Source organism: Streptomyces africanus (genome assembly GCF_030816955.1).
In the GTDB taxonomy this organism is placed as follows: Bacteria; Actinomycetota; Actinomycetes; order Streptomycetales; family Streptomycetaceae; genus Streptomyces; species Streptomyces africanus.
In genome coordinates this window covers 6,429,841-6,455,319 of the sequence record NZ_JAUSYP010000001.1, presented here as the reverse complement: position 1 = coordinate 6,455,319, position 25,479 = coordinate 6,429,841, and the positions used below count along the sequence as shown (strand labels likewise).

27 protein-coding genes and 1 pseudogene are annotated in these 25,479 nt (G+C 71.0%); 13 read left to right on the top strand and 15 right to left on the bottom strand.

What is annotated here, in order from left to right; all coding sequences use genetic code 11:
• Positions 1-81: 81 nt before the first annotated feature.
• Entirely contained in the window at positions 82-1,020 is a 939-nt protein-coding gene (miaA, locus tag QF034_RS29990; RefSeq protein ID WP_307177824.1) for a tRNA (adenosine(37)-N6)-dimethylallyltransferase MiaA, read from the bottom strand.
• A 182-nt stretch (positions 1,021-1,202) separates the two neighbouring features.
• Between miaA and QF034_RS29985 the strand changes: the two genes are divergently transcribed.
• On the top strand, positions 1,203-1,478 hold the full coding sequence (locus QF034_RS29985) for a hypothetical protein (protein WP_307177823.1): 276 nt from the start codon (positions 1,203-1,205) through the stop codon (positions 1,476-1,478).
• Positions 1,479-1,504: 26 nt separating this feature from the next.
• A complete protein-coding gene (locus QF034_RS29980; RefSeq protein ID WP_307177822.1) occupies positions 1,505-1,852 on the top strand; it encodes an antitoxin in 348 nt (115 codons plus the stop codon).
• A 142-nt stretch (positions 1,853-1,994) separates the two neighbouring features.
• Here the strand turns inward: QF034_RS29980 and QF034_RS29975 are convergent, their stop codons facing one another.
• The 4 genes from QF034_RS29975 to QF034_RS29960 all read right to left on the bottom strand — a co-directional run bounded on the left by QF034_RS29975 (position 1,995) and on the right by QF034_RS29960 (position 6,246).
• The gene (locus tag QF034_RS29975; protein WP_307177821.1) at positions 1,995-2,708 is read right to left on the bottom strand and encodes a class III extradiol dioxygenase subunit B-like domain-containing protein; all 714 of its coding nucleotides are present in this window, start codon (positions 2,706-2,708) and stop codon (positions 1,995-1,997) included.
• A gap of 349 nt (positions 2,709-3,057) precedes the next feature.
• Complete coding sequence (miaB, locus tag QF034_RS29970; RefSeq protein WP_307177820.1) at positions 3,058-4,581, bottom strand: tRNA (N6-isopentenyl adenosine(37)-C2)-methylthiotransferase MiaB; 1,524 nt, start codon at positions 4,579-4,581, stop codon at positions 3,058-3,060.
• Positions 4,582-4,645: 64 nt separating this feature from the next.
• A complete protein-coding gene (locus QF034_RS29965; RefSeq protein ID WP_086563357.1) occupies positions 4,646-5,299 on the bottom strand; it encodes a response regulator in 654 nt (217 codons plus the stop codon).
• Positions 5,299-6,246 carry a sensor histidine kinase gene (locus QF034_RS29960; protein ID WP_307177819.1) on the bottom strand — a complete coding sequence of 316 codons (948 nt, stop codon included), beginning with the start codon at positions 6,244-6,246 and terminating at the stop codon, positions 5,299-5,301. Before QF034_RS29960 ends, QF034_RS29965 begins: the two co-directional genes overlap by 1 nt.
• A gap of 251 nt (positions 6,247-6,497) precedes the next feature.
• Between QF034_RS29960 and QF034_RS29955 the strand changes: the two genes are divergently transcribed.
• Positions 6,498-6,983 carry a cation:proton antiporter regulatory subunit gene (locus QF034_RS29955; RefSeq protein ID WP_086563361.1) on the top strand — a complete coding sequence of 162 codons (486 nt, stop codon included), beginning with the start codon at positions 6,498-6,500 and terminating at the stop codon, positions 6,981-6,983.
• Positions 6,984-6,987: 4 nt separating this feature from the next.
• Entirely contained in the window at positions 6,988-8,211 is a 1,224-nt protein-coding gene (locus QF034_RS29950) for a cation:proton antiporter (protein ID WP_307177818.1), read from the top strand.
• 50 nt (positions 8,212-8,261) lie between these two features.
• Here QF034_RS29950 and QF034_RS29945 read toward each other — a convergent pair whose 3' ends face one another.
• Positions 8,262-8,669, bottom strand: coding sequence for a pyrophosphohydrolase domain-containing protein (locus tag QF034_RS29945; protein WP_307177817.1), 408 nt, complete (start codon positions 8,667-8,669; stop codon positions 8,262-8,264).
• Between the two features lie 97 nt (positions 8,670-8,766).
• On the opposite strand from QF034_RS29945, the gene QF034_RS29940 reads away from it, so the two are divergent.
• Positions 8,767-9,768 carry a TAXI family TRAP transporter solute-binding subunit gene (locus QF034_RS29940; protein ID WP_307177816.1) on the top strand — a complete coding sequence of 334 codons (1,002 nt, stop codon included), beginning with the start codon at positions 8,767-8,769 and terminating at the stop codon, positions 9,766-9,768.
• A 33-nt stretch (positions 9,769-9,801) separates the two neighbouring features.
• Here the strand turns inward: QF034_RS29940 and QF034_RS29935 are convergent, their stop codons facing one another.
• Both QF034_RS29935 and QF034_RS29930 read right to left on the bottom strand, forming a co-directional pair.
• Positions 9,802-11,205: a sensor histidine kinase gene (locus tag QF034_RS29935; RefSeq protein ID WP_307177815.1), complete on the bottom strand. Its 1,404-nt coding sequence runs from the start codon at positions 11,203-11,205 to the stop codon at positions 9,802-9,804.
• A 9-nt stretch (positions 11,206-11,214) separates the two neighbouring features.
• Positions 11,215-11,901 (bottom strand): response regulator transcription factor, encoded by a 687-nt coding sequence (locus QF034_RS29930; protein WP_307177814.1) that lies wholly within the window; start codon positions 11,899-11,901, stop codon positions 11,215-11,217.
• 288 nt (positions 11,902-12,189) lie between these two features.
• On the opposite strand from QF034_RS29930, the gene QF034_RS29925 reads away from it, so the two are divergent.
• From QF034_RS29925 to QF034_RS29895, 7 genes are all read left to right on the top strand, one after another.
• Positions 12,190-12,966 (top strand): amino acid ABC transporter ATP-binding protein, encoded by a 777-nt coding sequence (locus tag QF034_RS29925; protein ID WP_307177813.1) that lies wholly within the window; start codon positions 12,190-12,192, stop codon positions 12,964-12,966.
• An 80-nt stretch (positions 12,967-13,046) separates the two neighbouring features.
• The gene (locus QF034_RS29920; protein ID WP_307177812.1) at positions 13,047-13,883 is read left to right on the top strand and encodes a glutamate ABC transporter substrate-binding protein; all 837 of its coding nucleotides are present in this window, start codon (positions 13,047-13,049) and stop codon (positions 13,881-13,883) included.
• Positions 13,884-13,970: 87 nt separating this feature from the next.
• Positions 13,971-14,636 (top strand): amino acid ABC transporter permease, encoded by a 666-nt coding sequence (locus tag QF034_RS29915; protein WP_307177811.1) that lies wholly within the window; start codon positions 13,971-13,973, stop codon positions 14,634-14,636.
• Entirely contained in the window at positions 14,633-15,526 is an 894-nt protein-coding gene (locus tag QF034_RS29910) for an amino acid ABC transporter permease (protein ID WP_307177810.1), read from the top strand. Before QF034_RS29915 ends, QF034_RS29910 begins: the two co-directional genes overlap by 4 nt.
• A gap of 176 nt (positions 15,527-15,702) precedes the next feature.
• Positions 15,703-17,310 carry an FAD-dependent monooxygenase gene (locus QF034_RS29905; protein ID WP_307177809.1) on the top strand — a complete coding sequence of 536 codons (1,608 nt, stop codon included), beginning with the start codon at positions 15,703-15,705 and terminating at the stop codon, positions 17,308-17,310.
• Positions 17,311-17,591: 281 nt separating this feature from the next.
• Entirely contained in the window at positions 17,592-18,179 is a 588-nt protein-coding gene (locus tag QF034_RS29900) for a cupin domain-containing protein (protein WP_307177808.1), read from the top strand.
• Positions 18,180-18,196: 17 nt separating this feature from the next.
• Positions 18,197-18,631, top strand: a complete 435-nt coding sequence (locus QF034_RS29895; RefSeq protein WP_307180006.1) for a rhodanese-like domain-containing protein — start codon at positions 18,197-18,199, stop codon at positions 18,629-18,631.
• 49 nt (positions 18,632-18,680) lie between these two features.
• On the opposite strand, the gene recX is transcribed toward QF034_RS29895, so the two are convergent.
• From recX to QF034_RS29875, 4 genes are all read right to left on the bottom strand, one after another.
• A complete protein-coding gene (gene recX / locus QF034_RS29890) occupies positions 18,681-19,550 on the bottom strand; it encodes a recombination regulator RecX (RefSeq protein ID WP_307177807.1) in 870 nt (289 codons plus the stop codon).
• Between the two features lie 3 nt (positions 19,551-19,553).
• Entirely contained in the window at positions 19,554-20,678 is a 1,125-nt protein-coding gene (recA, locus tag QF034_RS29885) for a recombinase RecA (RefSeq protein WP_307177806.1), read from the bottom strand.
• Between the two features lie 229 nt (positions 20,679-20,907).
• A complete protein-coding gene (locus tag QF034_RS29880) occupies positions 20,908-22,269 on the bottom strand; it encodes an AI-2E family transporter (protein WP_307177805.1) in 1,362 nt (453 codons plus the stop codon).
• A gap of 84 nt (positions 22,270-22,353) precedes the next feature.
• Positions 22,354-22,548: a DUF3046 domain-containing protein gene (locus QF034_RS29875; protein WP_307177804.1), complete on the bottom strand. Its 195-nt coding sequence runs from the start codon at positions 22,546-22,548 to the stop codon at positions 22,354-22,356.
• Between the two features lie 80 nt (positions 22,549-22,628).
• On the opposite strand from QF034_RS29875, the gene QF034_RS29870 reads away from it, so the two are divergent.
• The gene (locus QF034_RS29870; RefSeq protein ID WP_307177803.1) at positions 22,629-23,573 is read left to right on the top strand and encodes a hypothetical protein; all 945 of its coding nucleotides are present in this window, start codon (positions 22,629-22,631) and stop codon (positions 23,571-23,573) included.
• On the opposite strand, the gene QF034_RS29865 is transcribed toward QF034_RS29870, so the two are convergent.
• The 3 genes and pseudogenes from QF034_RS29865 to QF034_RS29855 form a co-directional block, all read right to left on the bottom strand.
• Positions 23,574-23,882: an AzlD domain-containing protein gene (locus QF034_RS29865; protein WP_307177802.1), complete on the bottom strand. Its 309-nt coding sequence runs from the start codon at positions 23,880-23,882 to the stop codon at positions 23,574-23,576.
• The gene (locus tag QF034_RS29860) at positions 23,879-24,541 is read right to left on the bottom strand and encodes an AzlC family ABC transporter permease (protein ID WP_307177801.1); all 663 of its coding nucleotides are present in this window, start codon (positions 24,539-24,541) and stop codon (positions 23,879-23,881) included. Before QF034_RS29860 ends, QF034_RS29865 begins: the two co-directional genes overlap by 4 nt.
• Positions 24,487-25,455, bottom strand: a pseudogene (locus QF034_RS29855) (AraC family transcriptional regulator); the annotation flags it as partial. The pseudogene QF034_RS29855 and the gene QF034_RS29860, both read right to left, overlap by 55 nt.
• Positions 25,456-25,479: the final 24 nt, after the last annotated feature.

The window sequence follows — 25,479 nt, the reverse complement described above, 5'->3', positions numbered from 1 at the left end:
AACTCGGTCGATCGAAGCTCGATGATGGCACGCCGCCGCAGGTCCGGATGACGGCCTGGGCGTCCCGATGCCATGACGTGATCAGGCTGTAACCGGTCGTTCGACCAAAGACAGCGCGAGCTGCGGAAGTTCCGTGAGATCGGCCGCAGCCCCACTCAACCAGTGCACCCGGGGATCGCGCCTGAACCATGAATCCTGACGGCGCGCGAAGCGCTTGGTGGCACGCACGGTCTCGGCCCGCGCGTCCTCCAGGGTGCACTCCCCGGCGAGCGCCGCGAGCACCTGCTGGTAGCCGAGCGCGCGCGAGGCGGTACGCCCCTCGCGCAACCCTTGCGCCTCCAGTGCGCGCACCTCGTCCACGAGGCCGGCCTCCCACATCCGGTCGACCCGGCGCGCGATGCGCTCGTCCAGCTCGGGCCGGGCCACGTCGACGCCGATCTGGATCGTGTCGTACACGGAGTCGTGGCCGGGGAGGTTGGCGGTGAAGGGCCTGCCGGTGATCTCGATCACCTCCAGGGCCCGGACGACCCGGCGGCCGTTGCTCGGCAGGATCGCCCGCGCGGCCTGGGGGTCGGCGGCGGCCAGCCGGGCGTGCAGCGCGCCCGAGCCGCGCAGCGTGAGTTCCTCCTCCAGGCGGGCGCGGACCTCGGGGTCGGTCCCGGGGAACTCCAGGTTGTCGACGGCCCCGCGCACATACAGCCCGGAGCCGCCCACCAGGATCGGCCAGCGGCCCCCGGCGAGCAGGGCCTCGATCCGCTCGCGGGCCAGTCGCTGGTACTCGGCGACGGACGCCGTGACCGTCACGTCCCAGATGTCCAGCAGGTGGTGGGGTACGCCACCGCGCTCTTCGGGCGTCAGCTTGGCGGTGCCGATGTCCATCCCTCGGTAGAGCTGCATGGAGTCGGCGTTGACGACCTCACCACCGAGACGCTGGGCCAGGAAAACGCCCAGATCGGACTTTCCGGCCGCAGTTGGTCCGACGACGGCGATGACGCGGGGGGTGGGGGGTGCACTGCTCACCGACCCAGTCTCGCAAACCTCGAACCCTGCTCTCGAACGAGTTACGTGACGCGACGGCCTCAGGTTCGTTGCCCGTTGCGAGGTTCCTGCCGCCGGATCGCAGAGGCGGTGGCCCGGGTCGCGCAAACGGACGCACCGGGCGACGCGGGATTTCGCCCGCACGAGTAACGTATGGAGTGGATATGGGCGTTTTTGCACGACTTCTCCGGCGGTCCAAGACCACGGAGGAGGCGGCGCCTGCCGCCGGGGCTCAGGCCGACCAGGCGACGGCCGGGACCGACGCAGAGGAAACCGCAGGAGCAGAGGCGGCGGCGAAGGGGGCTGACGGGGCAGCGGAAGCGGCCGAGCCGGTGGCTGAGGCGGCCGAGGTCAACGAGAACGAAGGCGTCGACATCCCCAAGCAGCAGTCCACCGACAAGGCGGCCGACAACGAGGCCGGCGAGGGCGCCCGCACGTGACCGCCCCGCGCGAGGGAAGGTGAACCATGGGTCTCCTGCACAACGTGAAGGCCAAACTGGGCCCGGCCAAGGGCAAGGTCTCGGACCTCGCACAGCGGCACGAGGACAAGATCCAGCACGGCCTCGACAAGGCCGCCCAGGTCGTCGACAAGAGGACCAAGGGCAAGTACAGCGACAGGATCCAGTCGGGCACGGGCAAGGCCAAGGGCGCCATGGACCGACTCGCGCACAAGGGCGACAGCGGGCCGGACGGGGGCGGCACGACGCCGCCACCGGGCCCGGCCGGCACCATGCCGTCGGACACGGGCCGTACGGCACCGCCGCGGGACGCCGGAGGCACCCCGCCGCCGGACGCACCACCGCCCACCTCCTGAGCGCACATCGACGCACCAGGTTCTGATCACAATCGGCACACCGAAGGACACATCGGCGGACGGCCGCGGAGCACGAGGGCTCCCGGCCGTCCGCCGTTTCCCGTGTTCTGTGTTCCGCTGCGGTGGCCGCCCGGCCGCCGGGCTAGGACCAGGTGGCCACGAGGTATCCCACCCCGTACGGCGCGTCCTCGTACAGCAGTGATCCGCCGAGGTCCGCGCCCTCGGCCGCGCCCGCCAGGACCTGCCAGGTGGCCCGGCCGGAGACCTTCAGTTCGCGCGCCAGCCCTGTGTCCAGGGCCGTGAGCGCGGCCACGTCCGCCGTGCCGAGTGCGCGCGCGGCCTCCGCGTCGAAGGGCGCCGCCCGTTCGTCCAGGTACCCCGGGGCCTTGAGCGTCCGGCACGCGCTGGCGTCACCCATCACCAACAGCGCGACCCGCTCGGCCCGTGAGGCGAGGTCCCGTCCGATCCGGCCGCACCGCTCGGGCTCGAGCCGGTCCCCCACGCCGAGTCCCTCGACCGGGGCGTCGGACCACCCGGTCCGCCCCAGCAGCCATGCGGCCACCGCCAGCGAGTACGGCAGCCGTTGGTCCGCGGGCGCGCCGTCGTCCCGTCCCAGCCGTACGTCGAGATCGACGCCGAAGCCCCGGAACGAGCCGCGCGTGCCCTCCGGGTAGCTCTCGGGCCCGGCACTCTCCACCGGCCCGACGACCACGAGCCGGCCGGGCCGGGCGGCGGCGAGCACGCCCAACGCGTCCGTACAGGCGGCCCGTGCGGCGTCCAACTCCGGAGCGGCGCCCGCTGCGACGTCGGGCACCAGTAGGGGCGGGCAGGGGCAGACAGCGGCGGCGACAAGCATGATCGGCAGCGTAACCCAGCAGAACACATGCCCTGCCCGGCCCCGGCCGGAGCCCCAACCCAGCTTGAGCCGGCCTCGGCCGGACCCCACCCGAGCGTGCCCCGGCCGCAGCGGGGCCGGTCGCAGTCGGGTCCGGACGCAGTAGCGCCCAGTCGCCGTCGGGTCCGGCCACAACCGGGTCCGGCCACAGTCGGGTCCAGCCACAGTCGGGTCCAGCACCCAGCCAGGCCCGGCCGGAGCCAGGCTCACTCTCAGTCGGGTCCGGCCGCTGCGGGCCCAGCTCCAGCCAGGTCCAGCCGCAGCCGAGCCCAGCCCCAACCAGGTCCAGCCCCAGTGGGCCCGGCCCGGCTCAGTCGCAGCCGCAGCCGCTCGTCGCCGCCGGGAGCGGCTCGGGTACGCCGATCTTCGGCAGGCCCAGGAGCACGCCGGCCGGCTGGGCCGGCTTGCCCGCCTTCTCGGCGTTGCGCTTCTCCCAGGCGTCGCCCGCGCGCGTGCGGCGCACGTCCAGCACGGCGCCCTCGGCGAGGAGGTGGTGCGGGGCGGCGTAGGTGATCTCGACCGTGACCACGTCGCCGGGGCGGACCTCCTGGTCCGGCTTGGTGAAGTGGACGAGCCGGTTGTCGGGGGCCCGGCCGGACAGGCGGTGGGTGCTGTCGTCCTTGCGGCCCTCGCCCTCGGCGACCATCAGCTCCAGCGTGCGGCCGACCTGCTTCTTGTTCTCCTCCCAGGAGATCTCCTCCTGGAGGGCGACCAGACGCTCGTAGCGCTCCTGGACGACCTTCTTGGGGATCTGGCCGTCCATCTCGGCGGCCGGGGTGCCCGGGCGCTTGGAGTACTGGAAGGTGAAGGCCTGGGCGAAACGGGCCTCGCGCACCACGTGCAGCGTCTGCTCGAAGTCCTCGTCGGTCTCGCCGGGGAAGCCCACGATGATGTCGGTGCTGATCGCCGCGTGCGGGATGGCGGCGCGGACCTTCTCGATGATCCCCAGGTAGCGCTCCTGGCGGTAGGAGCGGCGCATGGCCTTCAGGACCGTGTCCGAACCGGACTGGAGCGGCATGTGCAGCTGGGGCATCACGTTCGGCGTCTCGGCCATGGCGGCGATGACGTCGTCGGTGAAGTCGCGCGGGTGCGGGGAGGTGAAGCGGACGCGCTCCAGGCCCTCGATCTTCCCGCAGGCGCGCAGCAACTTGCTGAAGGCCTCGCGGTCGCCGATGTCGGAGCCGTACGCGTTCACGTTCTGCCCGAGCAGTGTGATCTCGGAGACGCCCTCGGCGACCAGGGCCTCGATCTCGGCGAGGATGTCGCCGGGGCGGCGGTCCTTCTCCTTGCCGCGCAGGGCCGGGACGATGCAGAAGGTGCAGGTGTTGTTGCAGCCGACGGAGATGGAGACCCAGGCCGCGTACGCGCTCTCGCGGCGCGTCGGCAGTGTGGACGGGAACGCCTCCAGCGACTCGGCGATCTCCACCTGCGCCTCCTCCTGCACGCGCGCGCGTTCCAGCAGGACCGGCAGCTTGCCGATGTTGTGCGTGCCGAAGACGACGTCCACCCAGGGCGCCTTCTTCACGATGGTGTCGCGGTCCTTCTGCGCGAGGCAGCCGCCGACCGCGATCTGCATGCCCGGGCGGGCGGCCTTCTTCGGCGCGAGGTGGCCGAGGTTGCCGTACAGCTTGTTGTCGGCGTTCTCCCGCACGGCGCAGGTGTTGAAGACGACGACGTCGGCAGCGTCGGCGCCCTCGGGGGCGCGGACGTAGCCCGCGTCCTCCAGCAGACCGGCCAATCGCTCGGAGTCGTGGACGTTCATCTGGCACCCGTAGGTGCGTACCTCATATGTGCGCGTGCCGCCCACTGACTGGCTCCGGTCGATGCTGCTCATGGGACAAGGGTAGGCGGTCGGCAGAAGTGGCTCGGTCGCCTGTGGACAACCCCGGGGCCCGGGCTCACGCCTCTATGAGACCCGCGCGGATCGCGTACCTGGTCAGTTCCAGACGATCGCGCATGCCGAGCTTCTGGAGGAGGTTGGCGCGGTGGCGTTCGACCGTCTTGGCGCTGATGAAGAGGAGTTCGCCGATCTCTTTCGAGGTGTGGCCCTCGGCGACCAGCTTGAGGATCTCCTCCTCGCGTTCGGTGATGGCCCGTTCCGGCAGACCGTCGCCCCGGTGCAGCCGCTCCAGGTAGGAGCGGACGAGGGCCCGCTCGGCGCCCGGGTAGATGAACGGCTCGTCGCGCACGGCCGCCCGGCAGGCCTCGACCAGGTCGCGGTCGGCGACGGACTTCAGGACGTAGCCGCTGGCTCCGGCCCTGAGCGCCTCGAAGAAGTACTCCTCGTTGTCGTACATCGTCAGGATCAGGATGTGCAGGCCGGGCAGCCGGCGGGAGAGTTCGCGGGCCGCCTGGAGGCCGGTCATGCGGGGCATGGCGACGTCCAGGACGGCCAGGTCGACGGCGGTTTCCCGGGCTTTGGCGACGGCCTCGGCCCCGTCCCCGGCCTCGGCGACGACCGTCAGGTCGGGCTCGCCGTCCAGGATGAGGCGCACGCCCCGGCGCACGAGGGTGTGGTCGTCGGCGAGCAGGACACGGATCGGGGTGGGCATCAGCGCGCTCCTTCCGCCACCGGCAGGAGCAGCCGCACGTCGGTGCCCCCGCCCGGGGCCGGTTCGAGGGTGAGGGCGGCGCCGATCAGGAGGGCGCGTTCGCGCATGCCGGTGATCCCGGCGCCCTCGGGGGCGTCGCCGAGGCCGGTGCCGTTGTCGCGTACGAGGAGTTCGACACCGCCGGGGACCGGCCGGAGGCGGAGTTCGGCACGGTCGGCGTCGGCGTGCCGGGCGGTGTTGGTCAGGCCTTCCTGGGCCACTCGGTAGACGACCAGTTCCGATTCCGGGGTCAGAGCGGGGAGGTCGCCGGTGACGTGGTGGCGCACGGTCAGCCCATGGGTCGTGAACTCGGCGGCGAGCGAACGCAGGGCGCTGGCCAGGCCGAGTTCCTCCAGGACACCGGGGCGCAGCCGACGGGCGATACGCCGGATCTCGTCCAGGCCGGCCCGGGTCGCCTCCTGTGCCTGGCCGACCTCTTCGCGCAGGTCCTCGGGTGCCCGGTCCGCGACGCGCTTGAGCTGGAGAAGGACGGCGGTCAGGGTCTGCCCGACCTCGTCGTGGAGCTCCCGGGCGATCCGGTGCCGTTCGCTTTCCTGCGCGGACAGCGCCCGGGCGGCGCCCGCGGCCCGCTCGGCCTCCAGCCGGTCGAGCATCGCGTTGTACGTCGTGATCAGCCCGGCCGTCTCCGCGGGGCCGGCGACCACCGGGCGGGAGCCCGGACGCAGCAGGTCCACGGTGGCCATGGCCCGGTCCAGCCGTTGCAGGGGCCCGAGACCGAAGCGCAGCACGAGCGCGTTGCCGGCGAGCAGCAGCGCCAGGCCGCCGAGCAGGACGAGCGCCTCGCCCGCCAGGACAGGGGTCGACACGGTGACCGGGCCGAGCAGCAACCCGGTGGCCACGACCAGGCCCGCCGCGTTGAGCGAGAAGATCCGCCAGAACAACGACACGTTCCTGGATCCGCTCCCTCCGGCTCTCGCACATGGCCCGGCTTTCGCGTCCGACCCGGCTTCCGCATATGCCCTGGCCTTCGACTTCGGCACCGCCCCCTCCACCCTCTCCGGCGACCGGCCGCTGCGTATATCCGTCACGACACCCATGTCGTCACCGTACGGCTGGATGACAGCATGCGGAGTTGACCCGTCCGTTGATCGACACCGTGCACAGACCGACAAGAGCCAGACGAACAAGGGGAAGAAACGTGTCAGCTCCGCGCCTGAGGGCGACGCCGCTGCCGGGCATCGGGGTCCAGTACGACCTGGAGACCCGGGAACACCGCCATCTGTCGGTGGTGGCGCACCGCGACGGCACGCGCACGGTGAACGTGTACCGGACCGACGATCCGGACTCCTGCGCGCAGTCGCTGCGGCTGACGGGTTCTGAGGCGGGGTCGCTGATCGACGCGCTGAAGCCGTCCCACCACAGCCCGAGTCTGCTGTACACCACGGACCTGGGGCTGGTCGCCGAGCGCATCGAGGTGGCCGCGACCTCGCGCTGGAACGGGCGTGTTCTGGGCGACACGCGGATGCGTACGGAGACGGGCGCGTCGGTCGTGGCGGTGCTGCGGCGAGCCGAGGCCATCCCTTCGCCCGCGCCGGACTTCCGGCTGGCGGGCGGTGACACGCTGATCGTCGTCGGCACCCGCGAGGGCGTCGACGCCGCCGCGACGATACTCGGTCGGGAGTGAGCCGGTGCACTCCGCGGTTCTGCTGATCGAGTTCGGTTCCATCATCCTCGGCCTCGGCCTGCTCGGCCGGTTCGCCGCCCGTTTCCGGCTCTCGCCGATACCGCTGTACCTGCTGGCCGGCCTGGCCTTCGGCGAGGGCGGTCTGCTGCCGCTGGGCGCGAGCGAGGAGTTCATCGCCACCGGCGCCGAGATCGGCGTCATCCTGCTGCTGCTGATGCTGGGCCTGGAGTACACGGCGAGCGATCTGGTCTCCAACCTCAAGACCCACTACCCGTCCGGTCTGGTCGACTGCGCGTTCAACGCGCTGCCGGGGGCGGCGGTGGCGCTGCTGCTCGGCTGGGGGCCGGTGGCCGCCGTCGTCCTGGCCGGTGTCACCTGGATCTCGTCGTCCGGCGTGATCGCGAAGGTGCTCGGCGATCTGGGGCGGGTCGGCAACCGGGAGACGCCCGTGATCCTCAGCGTGCTCGTGCTGGAGGATCTCGCGATGGCGGTGTATCTGCCCATCGTCACGGCGCTGGTGGCGGGAGCCGGGCTGCTGGCCGGCAGCCTGACCCTGGCGATCGCGCTGGGCGCGGCGGGCCTCGTCCTGTTCCTGGCCCTGCGCTACGGCAGGGTGATCTCCCGCTTCGTCTCCAGCGACGACCCGGAGAAGCTGCTGCTCGTCGTGCTGGGTCTGACGATCCTGGTCGCGGGTGTGGCACAGCAGCTGCAGGTGTCGGCCGCGGTGGGGGCCTTCCTGGTGGGCATCGCGCTGTCGGGAGAGGTGGCGGAGGGTGCGCACACGCTCCTCAGCCCCCTGCGTGACCTGTTCGCGGCGGTGTTCTTCGTCTTCTTCGGCCTGCACACCGACCCGTCCAGCATCCCGCCCGTTCTGCTGCCCGCCCTGGGCCTGGCCGTCGTCACCGCCCTGACGAAGATCACCACCGGCTACTGGGCGGCGCGGCGGGCCGGGATCTCCGTCAAGGGCCGCTGGCGGGCGGGCGGTGCGCTGGTGGCCCGTGGCGAGTTCTCCATCGTCATCGCCGGTCTGGCCGTCTCTGCGGGCATCGAACCGTCCCTCGGTCCCCTGGCCACGGCCTACGTGCTCATCCTGGTCGTCCTGGGCCCGCTCACCGCGCGCTACACGGAGCCCCTGGCGACCTGGTGGACCCGACGCCGCGAGCCCCGCCGGGACGCGGCGCAGACGACGCACCGGACCAAGGAGGCGGACGCGCAGGTGGCCGACTGAGGGGCGGCGCCGAAGGGGGCAGTGGAGCCGCCGCAGGCCCGGGCGGCGGCTCAGGCCCCCGCGGCCGGTTCCCACCCCTGCCTCCGCAGCACCCCCGGCACATCCGGTGCCTCGTAGTGCTCCCCCTTGAGCACCTTGCCGTCCTCGCGGCGGGAGACGGAGCCGTCGGGGCCGATCTTGGTCATGTTGGAACGGTGGATCTCGGCCAGTACCGCGTCGAGGTCGATGCCGTGGACGAGGGCGGTGCCGTACGCCACGTAGACGACGTCGGCGAGTTCGTGGGCGAGCCGGTCGAGCGGGCCCGTCACCGACACCTCGGCGACCTCCGCGGCCTCCTCCGCGAGGAGTTCACCGCGGTGGGCGGCGAGTTCCGGGGACACCTCCGTCGGGGTACTGCGGGCGTCCAGGCCGAAGGCGAGGTGGAATTCACGGACCAGGTCGGCGGGCGAGGAGCTCATGGGACCGACTGTAGTGGCCGCCACTGACACTCCCCTCGCCCCATCGTGTGAGCCCGCCCCTGGTCAGCGGGGCACCACGGCTGGCAGGATCTCGCGCATGCCCAAGACGTTCCCCCCTCTCGGCAGGCGCCGGGCCCTTCAGGGCGGCGGCGCCGCCCTCGTGGTCCTCGGGCTGCTGCTGTGGTGGCTGCGCCCCTGGGCCGAGGAGCCTCCGGGCGGGACGATCAGGTTCAGCACGGGCACGCGTGCGGGGGTGTACTACGAGTACGGCGACCTCCTGCGCAAAGCGATCGACAAGGACATGCCCGATCTGAAGGTGCGGTTGCTGACCAGCGCCGGTTCTCAGGAGAACGTCGCGGACGTCGCGACGGGCCAGGCGGACTTCGCGATCGCAGCGGCCGACGCGGTCGCCACGTACAAGCTCGACCACGGCACGGGCGCCGACCGCCTGCGCGGGGTCGCGCGCCTGTACGACGACTACGCCCAGCTCGTCGTACCGCCGGACTCGGACATCCGCTCCGTCGCGGACCTACGGGGCAAGCGCGTGGCCATCGGGCTGCCGGACTCCGGCGTGCGGCTGATCGCGAACGGCGTGCTCAAAGCGGCCGGGATCGACCCGGAGAAGGACATCAAGCCGTCGTCGGACGGCATCGACACCGGACCCAAACGGCTGGGACACGGCCTCGACGCGTTCTTCTGGTCGGGCGGACTGCCCACGGACGGGCTCAGCCGGCTGGCCAAGAAGTCGGCGTCGGCCTTCCGCTTCGTACCGATCGACGCCGGCCTCGTGGCCAAGCTGCACGACCAGGGCGGCGCCACGCGCTACTACCGCGCCACCAAGATGCCGGAATCGGCCTACCCCACCATCCAGCGCGGCGACCCGGTCCCCACCCTGGCGGTGTCCAACCTGCTGGTCACGCGCAACGACATGGACCCCCGGCTCACCGAGTGGCTGACCCGTACGGTGCTCGACAGCCGGGACGGCATCGGCGCGACGGTCCACTCCGCCCAGCTGGTCGACGTCCGCACGGCGATCTACACCGACCCGCTCAAGCTGCACGACGGGGCCCGGCGCTACTACTGGTCCGTCAAGCCATAGCCCTCTTCGACCTCGCCTCGGGCTCCGGCTCCGCTACGCCGGTCCGACCCTCGGCACCGTCACCGTCACCTTCAGCCCGTGCGGCTCGTGATGGTCGTACGCGATCGAACCGCCGCCCGCCGCGAGCAGCGCCCGCGCGATGGACAGTCCAAGGCCCGAGCCCTTGATGTTCTGGTGGCGGCTGCTGCGCCAGAAGCGGTCGCCGACGCGGGCCAGTTCCTCATCCGTGAGGCCCGGCCCCTCGTCGGTGACGACCACGGTGGAGGTGTCGCCGTCACGCGCGACGGTCACCTCGACCGTCCGGCCCTCGGGCGTGAACTTCACCGCGTTGTCGATGATCCCGTCCAGCGCGCTGGACAGCGCCACCGGGTCGGCCCACGCGGTCGTCGGCGGGCAGTCGCTCACCAGGTGTACGCCCTTGGCCTCGGCGGTCGGGGACCAGGCCGCGACCCGTTCGGCGGCGAGCTCGCCGATGTCGGTGATCTTCAGATCGGCGTCGGTGTGCTCGGCCAGCGCCAGGTCGAGCAGATCGTCCAGGACCTGCGCGAGGCGCTTGCCCTCGGACTGGACCGAGGCGATCTCCTCGTTGCCCTCGGGCAGCTCGAAGGAGAGCAGCTCGATGCGCAGCAGCAGCGCCGCGAGGGGGTTGCGCAGCTGGTGCGAGGCATCGGCGACGAAGGCGCGCTGCTGCTCCAGCACGTCCTCCACGTTGTCCGCCATCTCGTTGAACGACCGGGCCAGGCGCCTGAGTTCCGGCGGACCTCCGGCGGCGGCGACCCGGGACTTCAGCCGCCCCGTGGCGATGTCGTGGGTGGTGGCGTCCAGCACCCGTACGGGCTTGAGCACCCAGCCGGTCAGCCGCAGGGCGGCACCGACGGCCAGCAGCATCGCGGCGAACTCGCCCGCGCCGATGACCAGCCAGCCGTGCAGTGTGCGCGAGCGCAGCTGCCCGGTGGGCGAGTCGGTGACGACGACCGCGACGACGTCACCGTCCCGGATGACCGGCGAGGCGACCACCAGGTTGCGGCGCTGCCAGGGCCACACCTGCCGCGGGTCGTGGCTGCGGCGGCTGAGCAGCGCCTCGTCGAACGCGTCGCGTACCTCACCCTCCTTGGGCAGGGACCACCCGGCGGGCGCGTGGGCCATGGCACTGCCGCTGCGGTAGAAGACACCGGCCCGGATGCCGTAGACGGTGTAGTAGCTGTCGAGTTCGCGGCTGAGCGTGGCCAGGCGCTCGTTCTCGAACGCGCTGGCGGTTCCGGTGGGCGAGTCGGTCACGAACTGGGCGAGAGCGGCAAAGCGTGCCGTGTCGTCGATGCGGTCGACGACGACCTTCTGCTGCTGGGCGCCGGCCAGGCTGACGGCGAGCGGGACGCCGAGCGCGAGCAGCACGGCCGCCATCAGGACGATCAGCAGCGGGAGCAGACGAGTGCGCACCCGGCCCCGCTATCCGGCAGGCGCGACGAGCCGGTAGCCGACTCCGCGTACGGTCTCGATGAGCGCCGGCATCCGCAGCTTGGCGCGCAGGGACGCCACATGCACCTCCAGGGTGCGCCCGGTCCCCTCCCAGCTGGTCTGCCACACCTCGCTGATGATCTGCTCCCGGCGGAAGACCACCCCGGGCCGCTGCGCGAGCAGGGCGAGGAGGTCGAACTCCTTGCGGGTCAGCTGGATCACGGTTCCCTCCACGCTGACCCGGCGGGTGGGCAGCTCGATGTGCACCGGGCCGAGGCGCAGTTCCGTCTCGATACCGCTGGAGGTGTCCTCGTGCGAGGTGCGCCGGCTGACCGCGTGGATGCGGGCGAGCAGTTCCCCGGTGTCGTACGGCTTCACCACGTAGTCGTCGGCGCCGAGATTGAGGCCGTGGATGCGGGAGCGCACGTCGGAGCGGGCGGTGACCATGATCACCGGCGTGCTGGTGCGCTTGCGGATCTTGCCGCAGACCTCGTATCCGTCCTGGTCGGGCAGGCCGAGGTCGAGCAGGACGACACCGAAGCCGTCGACCTCGGGAACCAGCGCCTGAAGGGCCTCCTCGCCGCTGCGCGCGTGCGTGACGTCGAACCCGTGCCGCGCCAGGACCGCGGACAGAGCAGCGGCGACGTGGTTGTCGTCCTCGACGAGCAGCAGTCTCACCCGAGCCCCCTTCGGTTCACTGGCCGTACGATCTGTCTGTGTACAAAAACGCGTGCACGCGCGCGTGCACCTTGTGCAGTCACGCTGATGGATGAGGACGGCGTCAAGAGGGTTCCGGTTGCGGAGAGCTTCCGTTACCCGGCCGATATGAGCGCTGCTCATAAGTGCTACGACACGTGTCCGATTGCTATCGGATCGTGATGCTCAGATTCCCCTCAGATGTAATGACGCAGGTCGTAGAGGGTTACTACTGTCCTCCGAAACCGAGGAGGACGGAGCCTGAGAGCGATGACCGAAGTATCGGTGGCCAAGGAAGATGTGGCCGCGACCGGAGAACTGGTCGTCCTGAAGAGCGTCAACAAGCACTTCGGCGCGTTGCACGTACTCCAGGACATCGACCTGACGATCGCCCGCGGTGAAGTCGTCGTGGTCATCGGGCCCTCCGGGTCCGGCAAGTCCACACTGTGCCGCACCATCAACCGCCTGGAGACGACCGACTCCGGCTCGATCACGATCGACGGCAAGCCGCTGCCGGCCGAGGGCAGGGAGCTGGCTCGGCTGCGGGCCGACGTCGGGATGGTCTTCCAGTCCTTCAATCTCTTCGCGCACAAGACCGTGCTCGAGAACGTGATGCTCGGCCAGATCAAGGTCCGCAAGAAGGACAAGAGCGCGGCCGAGGAGCGGGCCCGCGCCCTGCTCGACCGGGTCGGCGTCGCCGCGCAGGCCGAGAAGTACCCGGCACAGCTCTCCGGCGGCCAGCAACAGCGCGTCGCGATCGCGCGGGCGCTGGCCATGGAGCCGAAGGTCATGCTCTTCGACGAGCCGACCTCCGCGCTCGACCCCGAGATGATCAACGAGGTGCTGGAGGTCATGCAGCAGCTCGCCCGGGACGGCATGACCATGATCGTCGTCACCCATGAGATGGGTTTCGCACGATCGGCCGCAAACCGCGTGGTGTTCATGGCGGACGGCCGAATCGTCGAGGAGGCTGCGCCCGACCAGTTCTTCAGCAACCCGCGCAGCGACCGTGCCAAGGACTTCCTGTCGAAGATCCTGCATCACTGACGGCGCGGTTCGCGCCCGACGCGACCTGCGTCACCGCCCTTGACGGCCCGCATCTCTTCTCAAGTCAAAGGATGTTCACCATGAAGCTCCGCAAGGTCACCGCCGCCTCGGCCACCGTCTTCGCCCTCGCCCTGACCGCCACCGCGTGCGGCGGCGACAACAACGGCGGCGGCTCCAGCTCCGGCGGCGGTAAGACGATCACCGTCGGCATCAAGTACGACCAGCCCGGCCTCGGCCAGAAGACGCCGCAGGGCTACGCCGGTTTCGACGTCGACGTCGCCACCTACGTCGCGAAGAAGCTCGGTTACAAGGCGGACCAGATCGAGTGGAAGGAAGCGAAGAGCGGCGACCGCGAGACCATGCTGCAGCGCGGTGACGTCGACTTCATCGCCGCCACCTACTCGATCACCCCGGAGCGCCAGGAGAAGGTCGACTTCGCCGGCCCGTACCTGCTGGCCCACCAGGACGTGCTCGTCCGCTCCGACGACAACTCGATCAAGTCGCCGGCGGACCTCAACAACAAGAAGCTGTGCTCGGTGGCCGGTTCGACCTCGGCGCAGAACGTCAAGGAGAAGCTGGCCCCCAAGGCCGACCTGCAGACGTACCCGACGTACTCGGCCTGCCTGGGCGGTCTGCAGAACAAGGCGATCGACGCGCTGACCACCGATGACTCGATCCTCGCCGGTTACGCCGCCCAGTCCCAGTTCAAGGGCAAGTTCAAGCTCGGCGGCTTCAAGATGACCAACGAGAACTACGGCATCGGCGTCAAGAAGGGCAGCGACCTCAAGAACAAGATCAACAAGGCTCTTGAGGACATGGTCGCCGACGGTTCCTGGCAGAAGGCCGTGGACAAGAACCTCGGCCCGGCCAACTACAAGAACGAGCCCGCGCCGAAGATCGGCGACATCAAGAGCTGACGCAACAGCTGAGGCAACGCCTGACGGGTGCGCCGCCCTCCGGGGCGGTGCACCGGGGCATCCCTATACGCGGAAGCGCGGGAAATCGTGTTCGACTTTCTGAGTGACTACGACATCCTGGGAGCCTTCTGGACGACGGTGCAGCTCGCCCTGCTCTCAGCCGTCGGCTCCCTGATCTGGGGCACCCTGCTGGCCGCCATGCGCGTCGGCCCGGTGCCGCTGATGCGCGGCTTCGGGACCGCCTACGTGAACCTCGTGCGGAACATCCCGCTGACCGTGATCATCCTGTTCACTTCGCTGGGCCTCTACCAGGCCCTGGGCATCAACCTCGGCGCCGACAGGTCGGACACGGCCAACTTCCGGCTCGCCGTACTCGGTCTCATCGTCTACACCTCCGCCTTCGTGTGTGAGGCGCTGCGTTCCGGCATCAACACGGTGCCGGTCGGGCAGGCGGAGGCGGCGCGCGCCATCGGCCTGAGCTTCTCGCAGGTGCTGCGACTGGTCGTGCTTCCCCAGGCGTTCCGCTCGGCCGTCGGCCCGCTGACGAACGTCCTGATCGCGTTGACGAAGAACACCACGGTGGCCGCGGCGATCGGTGTGGCGGAAGCGGCGTTGTTGATGAAGGAGATGATCGAGAACGAGGCGCAGCTGCTGCTGATCTCGGCGATCTTCGCCTTCGGTTTCGTGTGCCTGACGCTGCCGACCGGTCTGATCCTCGGCTGGGTGGGCAAGAAGGTGGCGGTGAAGCGATGAGTGCCCTTCTCTACGACGCGCAGGGGCCCCGCGCCAAGCGGCGCAACGTCCTGTTCACGGTGGTCTTCCTGGTCGCCCTGGCGGCCGTGCTGTGGTGGGTGTACAGCACCCTCAAGGACAACGGTCAGCTCGAGTGGGTGCTGTGGAAGCCCTTCACCACATCCGAGCCCTGGTCGACGTACATCTGGCCGGGCCTGCAGAACACGCTCAAGGCCGCAGCGCTCGCCATGATCATCGCGCTGCCGCTCGGCGCTGTCTTCGGCATCGCCCGGCTGTCGGAGCACGCCTGGATCCGGGTGCCGGCCGCCCTCGTGGTCGAGTTCTTCCGGGCCATCCCCGTGCTGATCCTGATGATCTTCGGCCTTGCCCTGTTCGCCCAGTACACGAACGTCTCGTCCGACGACCGTCCGCTGTACGCCGTCGTCACGGGTCTGGTGCTGTACAACGCCTCGGTCCTCGCCGAGATCGTTCGCGCGGGCATCCTCTCCCTGCCGAAGGGCCAGTCCGAGGCGGCCATGGCGATCGGCCTGCGCAAGAACCAGGAGATGCGGCTCATCCTGCTGCCGCAGGCGGTCACCGCGATGCTGCCGGCCATCGTCAGCCAGATGGTCGTGATCGTGAAGGACACCGCCCTCGGCGGCGCGGTCCTCACCTTCCCCGAACTGCTCTCCTCGGCGAACACGATGAGCGGCTACTACGGTGCGAACACGATCGCCAGCTTCACGGTCGTGGCCGTCATCTTCATCGCGCTCAACTTCGCCCTGACCTCTTTCGCGAGCTGGCTGGAGCGGCGGCTGCGGCGGGCCAAGAAATCGACGGGCGCGGTCGTGGGCGCAGACAATGCCGAGATCGCCGGAACGGCCGGGACCGGCGCCGGAGGCACCGTCTGACACCCGGTCACCTCACGTGACACACTCAGGGGCAGTGGCATGATCGCCACTGCCCCTGGTCACTTGACGCAAGCACCCGCAATGGGTTGCATACGTTCTGTGATCGTGCACCCTGCTCCAACTTCCTGTTCACCTATGTCTCTCAGGACAACACCACGGGCAGGGGGCGCCGCGCCGTGGACCCGGTGATCATCGTCGGAGCGGGGCCCGTCGGGCTCACGCTCGCCCTGGCGCTGGCGCGTCAGGAGGTGCCGTGCGTCGTCCTCGACGAGGGGCCGGGCAAGGACGAACCGCGTGCGGCGCGCACCGTCGTCCTGCGCGAGGACACCGCCGCCCTCGTGGAACGGCTGACCGGTGTGCCCCTGTCCCGGGCCGGGGCCCACTGGGCCGGATGGCGGTCGATGCGGCGCAAGCAGGTGATGCGTGAGATCGTTTTCGACGGCACCGAGCCCGCTCCCCTGCACATCGCCCAGCACGTCCTGACCGGCGCCCTGCGCGCGGCCCTTTCCGGCGAACGGCTCGTCAAGGTCGCGGTGGAGAGCCGACTCGACGGCATCGAACAGGAGTCCTCGGGCGTCACGGCCCACACCCGCGGCCCCAAGGGCACCTGGTGGCGCGGCAGTTACCTGGTCGGCTGCGACGGCCCCCGCTCGACCGTGCGCAAACTCCAGGACATCCGCTTTCCGGGCCGTACGGCGGTGGAGCGTCACGCTGTTGCCGCGCTGCGTACGGAACTGCCCTGGCACGACGAGGCGTTGCTGCACCGCATGCCGCCGTGGCGCATGTCGGGCCCCTCGGCCGGCGAGGTCACCGCGCGCCCTCTGCCGGACGGCGTCTGGCGTCTGGACTGGCTCCTGCCGCCCGGCAAGGACCTGGTCACCCCCGAACTGCTGCTGACCCGCATCCGGGAGACCCTGGCCGGCTGGGCGGGCGGCACGACCCCGCCGTACGAACTGCTGGACACCGGTGTCCACACGGTCCACCACCGCCTGGCCCGACGCTGGCGCGCCGACCGCGTCTTCCTCGCCGGGGACGCGGCCCACCTGCTCGGCGCGCTGGGCACGCACGGTCTCGACGAGGGCCTCAGGGACGCCGACAACCTCGCCTGGAAGCTGGCCGTGGCCTGGCACCACGGGCCGCACGACGCGCTCCTCGACAGCTACCAGACCGAGCGCCGGGCGGTCGTCGCCGCCCGGTTGCGCGCCGCCGACCAGGCACTGCCGCTGCTGCGCGGCGGCGGAGGTCTGCGCTCCTACGTCCCCGGCTCGTCCCGGGGCCACGACGCGCTCCTCACGGACGGTCACTTGGGGCACGGCCAGCTCGGCGCGCCGGGGGCGTACGCCGACTCGCCCCTCGCGCCCCCACGCCTCGAGGGGGAGACGCCCGTCGACACACCGCCCGGAGCACCGGTCACCGACGTGCGGGTCACCGCGGAGGACGGCACCTTCGTACCGCTGCGGGACCGGCTCGGCCGCGGCGCACTGCTCGTGGTGCTCATCGCGCCCGGCACGGGTGTGTGGGAGCGCAAGCACTGGGTCAGCGCCGGCATCATGCCCCGCCTCGCGGCCGCGGTCACGGCACTGCCGCACCCCGCCGAACTGCTCGTCGCCGAGAGCTATCCGGGTGCTGCCGCGCACACGGTGCTCCTGGTGCGCCCCGACGGCCATCTCGTCACCGCACTGAGCGGAGTGCGCCCGGACGACCTGTACGCGGCGGCGGAGGCCGCGGTGGGCGGACCGGCGAAGGCGCAGGCCGAGGCCAGTGCGTCGGTCGGTTCTCGCTGACGTCGACACCGAGGGAGATGTGTTCGCTGTCACCGTGCGTCCGCATGGTGACAGCGAGTTGACCGGTCCGGGCCGTCGTGGTGTACTCCGGTGCGTGACCGACACCTGCGTGCGCCTGTGGCGGAGGGTCCATATGGACCTCCTCCGCTATGTGGGCTGCGTGTGTCGCCCGTCCTGCTGACTTCGCCTCCCCCTTCCTCCGGGCGCACGCCGCGCTCTGTTCTGCCGCGGCCGACGCGCCTGATTCGCGAACCCTCATCAGGACCTTCAGGACGGCACCCGTGTCTGTATCCCCTTCCGCATCCCCTGCTGTCTCCTCTCCCGGATCCACCCCCGGCTCGGCTTCCGGCTCCTCATCTGTCTCCTCCGCCGTTTCGGCGCCCACCCAGGCCGACCTCTTCGACTTCGTGCGGCGTACGGCCGCCGACACCGAGCTGATCGCCTCCCTGCCGCTCGACCCGGAAGGCCGCACCTGGGTGCGGCTGGACGGGCCCGGCGGCAGCGAGGCCTGGCTGATCGGCTGGCCGCCCGGCACGGGCACCGGCTGGCACGACCATGCCGACTCCGTCGGCGCTTTCCTGACCGCGTCGGGCGAGCTCACGGAGAACTCGCTCGCCGCGCGGCTGCCCACCGACGGCTGGAAGACCCTGGAACTCACCGACGATGTCGACCGCGAACGCCGGCTGCCCTCCGGTGAGGGCCGCGCCTTCGGCCGCCACCACGTCCACGAGGTGCTCAACGAGTCTCCCGACCGGCACGCGATCTCCGTCCACGCCTACTACCCGCCCCTGCCGCAGATCCGCCGCTTCAGCCGCAGCGGGTCGATCCTGCGGCTCGAGCAGGTGGAACGACCGGAGGACTGGCAGTGAGCGCGACGCACGACCAGGTGAGCGACGGGCACGGCAGCAGTGGGGACACAGGCGGCAGTGGGGGCGTCCAGCGTCCCGTCGGCATCGACGAGTTGCTGGAGCGCGTACGGGCGGGCTACGAGCGGATCGAACCGCAGGAGGCGTACGAGGCCGCCTTGGCCGGTGACGCGCTGCTGGTGGACATCCGCTACGCGGCCCTGCGCGAACGGGACGGCCTGATCCCTGGTGCCCTCGTCGTCGAGCGCAACGAGTTGGAGTGGCGCCTCGACCCGCAGGGCAGCCACCGTCTCCCCGAGGCCACGAGCCACGCCCTGCGCGTCGTCGTGATCTGCAACGAGGGGTACGCCTCCAGCCTGGCGGTCCAGTCCCTGCACCAGTTGGGGCTGCACCGGGCCACCGATCTGGTCGGCGGGTTCCAGGCCTGGCGGGCGACGGGGCTTCCCGTGGTGTGACCCTGGGGCTCAGCGTTGGGCGCGGCCCCACGGGGGTCTCGCCCTTGCCTCAGACCCCCTCGTCCCCGAGGAACTCCGTGTCCTCGCCCTCCTCCTCCAGTGCCTGCCGGACCACGCGCAGGGCCATGCCCTCGGAGTAACCCTTGCGGGCGAGCATGCCCGCGAGGCGGCGCAGACGCTTGTCCCGGTCGAGCCCCCGGGTGGAGCGGAGCTTGCGCGCGACGAGTTCCCGCGCGGTCGCCTCCTCCTGCTCGGAGTCGAGCTGGGAGACGGCCTCGTCGATCAGCGTGGAGTCGACGCCCTTGGTCCGCAGCTCCCGGGCGAGCGCGCGCCGGGCCAGCCCTCGGCCGTGGTGCCGGGACTCCACCCAGGCGTCCGCGAAGGCGCTGTCGTTGATGAGGCCGACCTCTTCGAACCGCGACAGCACCTCCTCGGCGGCGTCCTCCGGGATCTGCCGCTTGCGCAGGGCGTCGGCGAGTTGCTTGCGGGTTCGCGGGGTCCCGGTGAGCAGGCGCAGGCAGATCGCCCGAGCCTGCTCGACCGGGTCCCCCGGAGGCTCCCCCTGCTCGGCCCTCGACGAGGAAAGGGAACCTCCGTCCTCGGCATTCGCCGCGTCGAAGCCGCGCCGGCGGCGCCCACGTCCACGCCCACCGGGCGACCCACTGCCGCGCGAGCCGTCCCTGGGGGAGCCGCCTTCGCGTGCGCCTCCGGTCGACGAGTCGCTGCCGAAAGAGCCTCTGCCGAATGAGCCGCCGTACGGAGAGGCCTCCCCGTACGGCCTGTCATCCCCGTACAGCCGGTCGTCCCCGTGCCCGTCCTCCCCGTCCACGGCCGAGCCCGTCTCCCTTCCGGTGCCCCTCCCCCGTGGGGCACCGGACGCGGCGTACTCGTACTCCGCCCAGTCGGTTCGTCGTGTCACGGGTCAGCTCTTGGCTGCCGCGGCCTTGGACTTGGCGGTCTTGGCCGCTGCCGGGGCGGGGACCGCAGGCGCGTCGGCCGGTGCCAGGGAGACCGCCGCGTCCGTGCCCGGCTCGGCGGCCGGCTCCTCGGGACGCACGCCGACGCCCAGCTTCTCCTTGATCTTCTTCTCGATCTCGTTGGCCAGGTCGGGGTTGTCCTTCAGGAAGTTGCGCGCGTTCTCCTTGCCCTGGCCGAGCTGGTCGCCCTCGTACGTGTACCAGGCGCCGGCCTTGCGGACGAAGCCGTGCTCCACGCCCATGTCGATCAGACCGCCCTCGCGGCTGATGCCGTGACCGTAGAGGATGTCGAACTCGGCCTGCTTGAAGGGCGGCGCGACCTTGTTCTTGACGACCTTGCAGCGGGTGCGGTTGCCGACCGCGTCCGTACCGTCCTTCAGGGTTTCGATGCGGCGGATGTCGATGCGCACCGAGGCGTAGAACTTCAGCGCCCGACCACCGGTCGTGGTCTCCGGGGAGCCGAACATCACGCCGATCTTCTCGCGGAGCTGGTTGATGAAGATCGCGGTGGTCTTGGACTGGTTGAGCGCGCTGGTGATCTTCCGCAGGGCCTGGCTCATCAGGCGGGCCTGCAGACCCACGTGGCTGTCGCCCATCTCGCCCTCGATCTCCGCGCGCGGGACGAGCGCCGCGACGGAGTCGATGACGATGAGGTCGAGGGCGCCGGAGCGGACCAGCATGTCCACGATCTCCAGGGCCTGCTCGCCGTTGTCCGGCTGGGAGAGGATGAGGTTGTCGATGTCGACACCGAGCTTCTTCGCGTACTCGGGGTCGAGTGCGTGCTCCGCGTCGACGAAGGCGACCTGGCCACCGGCCTTCTGCGCGTTCGCCACCGCGTGCAGGGTCAGGGTGGTCTTACCGGAGGACTCCGGTCCGTAGATCTCCACGACACGGCCGCGGGGCAGGCCGCCCACGCCGAGGGCCACGTCGAGGGCGGTGGATCCGGTCGGGATGACCTCGATGGGCTCCTTGGTCCGGTCGCCCATGCGCATGACCGCGCCCTTGCCGAATTGCCGTTCAATCTGTGCGAGAGCGGCATCCAGGGCCTTCTCGCGGTCGGTTCCTGCCATGGGTTCCACCCGATTTGCTTGAGTCGATCGCTTCACGTCAAAGACGCTAACGCCTGCCACTGACAATGCGCCCCGACGCACGTCCGGCCTGTGGATAACTCGGGCACTTCTCCACCCAAAGTACGTCGAACTGCCCGTCGTTGAGCTTCGCCGGAGACTCCATAAGAATGGATGTTCGATTTTCGTGTCAAGCGCACCACGCGGCACGTCCGTGACAGGGCGCGGCGACTCAGGCCGGGCTCTCCCCGGAGCCCCCGCCCCCGGACGGTCCGTCCCCGGAGCCCCCGCCCCCGGACCGTCCGCCCTCGGACCGTCCGCCCTCGGACTGCCCGCCCTCGGACTGCCCGGCCTCGGGCCGCTCCGTCCCGGCCCGCCGTGCCCACAGCCGCCTCGCGCGCGTGACGAGGCCCGGCCCCTCCCCGCGTCGGCGGTGTCCGTGCACCCGGGGGTCGTCCGTGACGGCGTACCGCCTCACATACGCCCCCAGGAACGCCTGGAGCGTGGCGATGGCGGGGATGGCGATCAGCGCGCCGACCGCGCCCAGGAGCGCGGTGCCCGCGATGACCGAGCCGAAGGCGACCGCGGGGTGGATGTCGACGGTCTTGGACGTCAGCTTCGGCTGGAGCACGTAGTTCTCGAACTGCTGGTAGATCACCACGAAGATCAGCACCCACAGCGCGTACCAGGGGTTGACCGTGAACGCGATCAGCATGGGCAGCGCGCCCGCGAGATACGTGCCGATGGTGGGGATGAACTGCGACACCAGGCCCACCCACACGGCGAGCACGGGCGCGTAGGGCACGTCCAGGGCCTGCAGGAGGACGAAGTGCGCCATCCCGGAGATCAGTGCCATCAAGCCGCGCGAGTAGATGTAGCCGCCGGTCTTGTTCACGGCGATCTCCCAGGCGCGCAGCACCTCGGCCTGCCGGGCGGGCGGCAGGAGTGAGCAGATCGTGCGGCGCAGTCGCGGGCCGTCCGCGGCGAAGTAGAACGAGAACAGCGCGATCGTCAGCAACTGGAAGAGACCTCCGATGACCTGGGCGGACACGTCCAGGACACCCGTGGCGCTGTTCTGCACGTAGGTGCGCAGCCAGTCGGAGCGCAGCAGGCCCTCCTGGATGTCCACACGCTTCAGGTCGGTCTTGAAGTGCGTGTTGACCCAGTTGATGACGGAGTCGAGGTAACCCGGGAAGCCCTCGATCATCTTGATGATCTGGTCCGCGAGGATGGAGCCGAGCAGCGTGACGAAGCCCGCCGCCCCGATCATCACGCCGATGAAGACGATGAACGTGGCCAGTCCCCTGCGCATGCCGCGCGAGGCCATCCAGCTCACCGCCGGTTCGATGGCGAGCGCCAGGAAGAACGCGATGAGGATGTTGATCAGCAGCCCGGTGAGCTGGTGGAAGGCCCAGCTGCCCAGCTGGAACACGGCGACGAGGGCGAGTGCGAGCACCAGGGCGCGCGGCAGCCAGCGCGGCATGCGGCCGTTCGGCCCGGTGTCCCCGGCCGGAGGCGGGGGCGACGCGGGCGGTGTCGTACCGAACGGGGAGGACTGCTGGGCTGCCTGCCCTGTCTCGTCAGTGGGTGCCACGCACCAAGTCTCGCCCACGCCACCGACAGCCGTCTGCCCGCGTGCGATCTTCGTGGGCCGTCAGTCAGCGGTCTCCACGAAGGGTCAACGCTTCTCCCTCGGCACGTCCATCACCGCGCACACCACCTGCCAGACGGCCTTGGCGTCCCAGCCGGCGTCGAGCGCCTCGTGGACGGTGCGCCCGCCGAGCTCCGCCATCACATGGTCGCGCGCGAAGGTGTCGGCGTATCCCGGACCGAAGTGCTCCGCCATCCGCTGCCAGAAGACCGTCAACCGCATGACTCCAGTATCCCGCCCCTGCGGGTGGGCCTGGGCCGGGACCGCCTGCCGACGCCGTATTGCGCCCTACGGTCTGACCCATGGCCGAAACAGGAGCTCCCTCACTCCCCCAGTCGCCCGCGCCGCACACCCCCGTGGCGCGTGCGGAACGCTTCGTCTGGCTCACCGCGCGCGTGCTCGAGCAGCGCCTCTTCGCCCACCACTTCCGGGGCGGCTCCGCCGACCCGGTGGAGACCGCCCTGGACGCCTACCGCAACGAGGACGGCGGGTACGGTCACGCGCTGGAGCCCGACCTGCGCGGCCCGGTCAGCCAGCCGCTGCACACCGCCCACGCCCTGCGCGTCCTGGACGCCGTGGGACGCTGCGCCGGCCAGCGGGTGGAACGCATGTGCCGCTATCTGACGTCCGTCTCCACGGCGGACGGCGCCCTCCCGGCGATCCACCCCAGCCAGCGCGGCTACCCGACGGCGCCCTTCGTGCCGGTCGTGGAGGACCCGCCCAGCGACCTCCTGGCCACCGGGCCGGTGGTGGGGCTGCTGCACCGCAACGAGGTGTGGCACGCCTGGCTGTTCCGGGCCACGGACTTCTGCTGGCAGGCGGTCGAGTCGCTGGAGAAGTCCCATCCCTACGAGATCGAGGCCGCCGTGGCCTTCCTCGACTCCGCCCCGGACCGCCCGCGCGCGGAGGCGGCCGCCGAACGTCTGGGCCGCCTGGTCCGCGAACACCGTCTGGCGGCTCTGGATCCCGAGAACCTGGAGGTGTACCCGGTCTCTCCCGGTTACGCCCCGGGCGAGCACCACTTCCCGTACGACTACGCGAGGACACCGAGCTCCCTCGCGCGCGCGTGGTTCACGGACGACGAGATGGCCCGCTCGCTGGACCACCTCGCGGCCCAGCAACAGGAGGACGGCGGCTGGCCCGTCCGGTGGCGCCGCTGGGCCCCGGTCCCCGCCCTGGAGGCCCGCCCGGTGGTGACGATCGAGGCCCTGCGCACCCTCAGCGCCTACGGCCGCGGCATCGGCTGATCAGCCCCCTATGGCCCGCACTCCCGCGGTCACCACCACGGCCGCCGCGACGACGAGCAGGAACGGCGCCCGCAGCATCAGCGCCACAGCGGCGGCTGCGAGCCCGGCGGCCCGCGCGTCCAGGACCAGCACCTGCCCGTCGGCGAAGGTCTGCTGGGCCGTGAGGGCCGCCAGCAGCGCGACGGGCAGCAGCGCGGCGAGCCGCTTCACGCCGGGCCGCTCAAGCGCCCCGGCGGGCACCAGCAGCCCGGCCAGCTTGACGGCGTAGCACCCGAGGACGGTCACACCGATCGCGATCCAGACGTTCACCGCTGGTCCCCCTGTCCCCTGCGCCGGCCGTCCGCCCAGAGCACGAGCGGCGCCGCCAGCGCGGCCAGCAGAACCGGCACACCGGCGGGCAGCACGGGCAGCAGTCCGAGCCCCAGCAGCACGGCGAGCCCGGCGACGGCCCGCTCGGTGCCGGTCTTCAGCATCGGCGCGAGCAGCGCCAGGAACACCGCGGGTCCCGCCGCGTCCAGCCCCCAGGCGCCGGTGTCCCCGATGGCCTCGGCGCCCAGGGCGCCGAGCAGCGTGGTGAGGTTCCACAGGACGTACAGGCTCAGCCCCGTCACCAGGAACCCGATCCGCGCACTGCGCCGCGTGGGCTGTGCGAGCGCGACGGCGGCCGTCTCGTCGATCACCCACTGGGCGGCGAACGGCCGCACCGCGCGCGGGAGGGCCAGCACCTGCGACAGACGCAGGCCGTAGAAGGCGTTCCGCACCCCCAGGAAGAAGGCTCCGGCCGCCGCCGTGAACGGGCCGCCACCGGCCGCGAGGGCGCCCACCAGGGCGAACTGGGACGCGCCGGTGAACACCAGCAGACTGAGCGCGCACGTCTGCATCAGCGTGAGCCCACTGCCGGCCGACGTCACCCCGAAGGCGAACCCGGAGAGCCCGACGGCCACCCCGACACCCAGGGCGTCCCGCATGACGGCACGGTCCGCCTTCCCACCGGTCTCTGCATCTTTGAGAACTGTCCGATCTGCCACGCCCCGCACGCTACGAGGAGCCGCTACCGCAGGTCTTGTACGTTCTTGCGCTCCCGCTGATAGGCCCCGGGAGGCACACCGACGATCCGGCTGAAGTGCCGGTTGAGATGCGGCTGATCGGTGAATCCCACGGCCACGGCGACCTCCGAGGGCGCCCTTCCGAGGTCCAGCATCCGCCGCGCCCGCCGTACCCGCGCATCCGTGAGCCACGCGTGCGGCGGCATCCCGTAGGCGTCCCGGAAGGCCCGCAGCAAGGCGAACGGACTGGTCCCGAGATCGGCCGCCAACCGCTCCAGGCTCGGCGGCCGTGCCATCCGCTCCTCCAGCACCGCACGCGCGCGTGCCGCGATCCGGGCCCCCGCCGTCCGCACCTCCCGCCGCGGCATGGGCCCGCCGTTGAGCCGCAGCAACCTGGTCACGGCGACCCGCAGCAGCGTGTCCGCGGCCAGCGCGTTGCCCTCGTCGGCGGCCCGTAGCACCTGATGCACCAGCCCGACGGCGTACGGGTCGTCCACCACCGGGCTGACGAATCCCGGCGTCCCCCGCAGCGCCGTGGTCTCGGCCGCGATCTCCGCCACCACGTCGACGGGCGGATACACGGCCCCGTACCGCCACCCCTCCGGCACACCGGCCCGCCCGGTGTGCGGAGTATCCGGATTCACCAGCGCGAGAGACCCGGCCCCCGCGTACTGATCGCCCCCGCCGTGGTGAAAGACCTCCACCCCGTCGGCGATGGCGGCGATCACGAAGTTCTCGTGCGTGTGCCGCACGAACGTCTTCCGCACGTACCGGGCCCGCAGCAGGTCCACCCCGGGCAGCTCGGCGTACTGCCAGTGCCGCGCGCGCTCGCTCATACGGCCATTGTCCGATCCCCCGGC

Coding starts and splice junctions, on each gene's coding strand:
- QF034_RS29985 (WP_307177823.1), top strand. CDS start 1,203: ATGGGCGTTTTTGCACGACTTCTCCGGCGGTCCAAGACCACGGAGGAG.
- QF034_RS29980 (WP_307177822.1), top strand. CDS start 1,505: ATGGGTCTCCTGCACAACGTGAAGGCCAAACTGGGCCCGGCCAAGGGC.
- QF034_RS29975 (WP_307177821.1), bottom strand. CDS start 2,708: ATGCTTGTCGCCGCCGCTGTCTGCCCCTGCCCGCCCCTACTGGTGCCC.
- miaB (WP_307177820.1), bottom strand. CDS start 4,581: ATGAGCAGCATCGACCGGAGCCAGTCAGTGGGCGGCACGCGCACATAT.
- QF034_RS29965 (WP_086563357.1), bottom strand. CDS start 5,299: ATGCCCACCCCGATCCGTGTCCTGCTCGCCGACGACCACACCCTCGTG.
- QF034_RS29945 (WP_307177817.1), bottom strand. CDS start 8,669: ATGAGCTCCTCGCCCGCCGACCTGGTCCGTGAATTCCACCTCGCCTTC.
- QF034_RS29940 (WP_307177816.1), top strand. CDS start 8,767: ATGCCCAAGACGTTCCCCCCTCTCGGCAGGCGCCGGGCCCTTCAGGGC.
- QF034_RS29925 (WP_307177813.1), top strand. CDS start 12,190: ATGACCGAAGTATCGGTGGCCAAGGAAGATGTGGCCGCGACCGGAGAA.
- QF034_RS29920 (WP_307177812.1), top strand. CDS start 13,047: ATGAAGCTCCGCAAGGTCACCGCCGCCTCGGCCACCGTCTTCGCCCTC.
- QF034_RS29910 (WP_307177810.1), top strand. CDS start 14,633: ATGAGTGCCCTTCTCTACGACGCGCAGGGGCCCCGCGCCAAGCGGCGC.
- recA (WP_307177806.1), bottom strand. CDS start 20,678: ATGGCAGGAACCGACCGCGAGAAGGCCCTGGATGCCGCTCTCGCACAG.
- QF034_RS29875 (WP_307177804.1), bottom strand. CDS start 22,548: ATGCGGTTGACGGTCTTCTGGCAGCGGATGGCGGAGCACTTCGGTCCG.
- QF034_RS29870 (WP_307177803.1), top strand. CDS start 22,629: ATGGCCGAAACAGGAGCTCCCTCACTCCCCCAGTCGCCCGCGCCGCAC.
- QF034_RS29860 (WP_307177801.1), bottom strand. CDS start 24,541: ATGCGGGACGCCCTGGGTGTCGGGGTGGCCGTCGGGCTCTCCGGGTTC.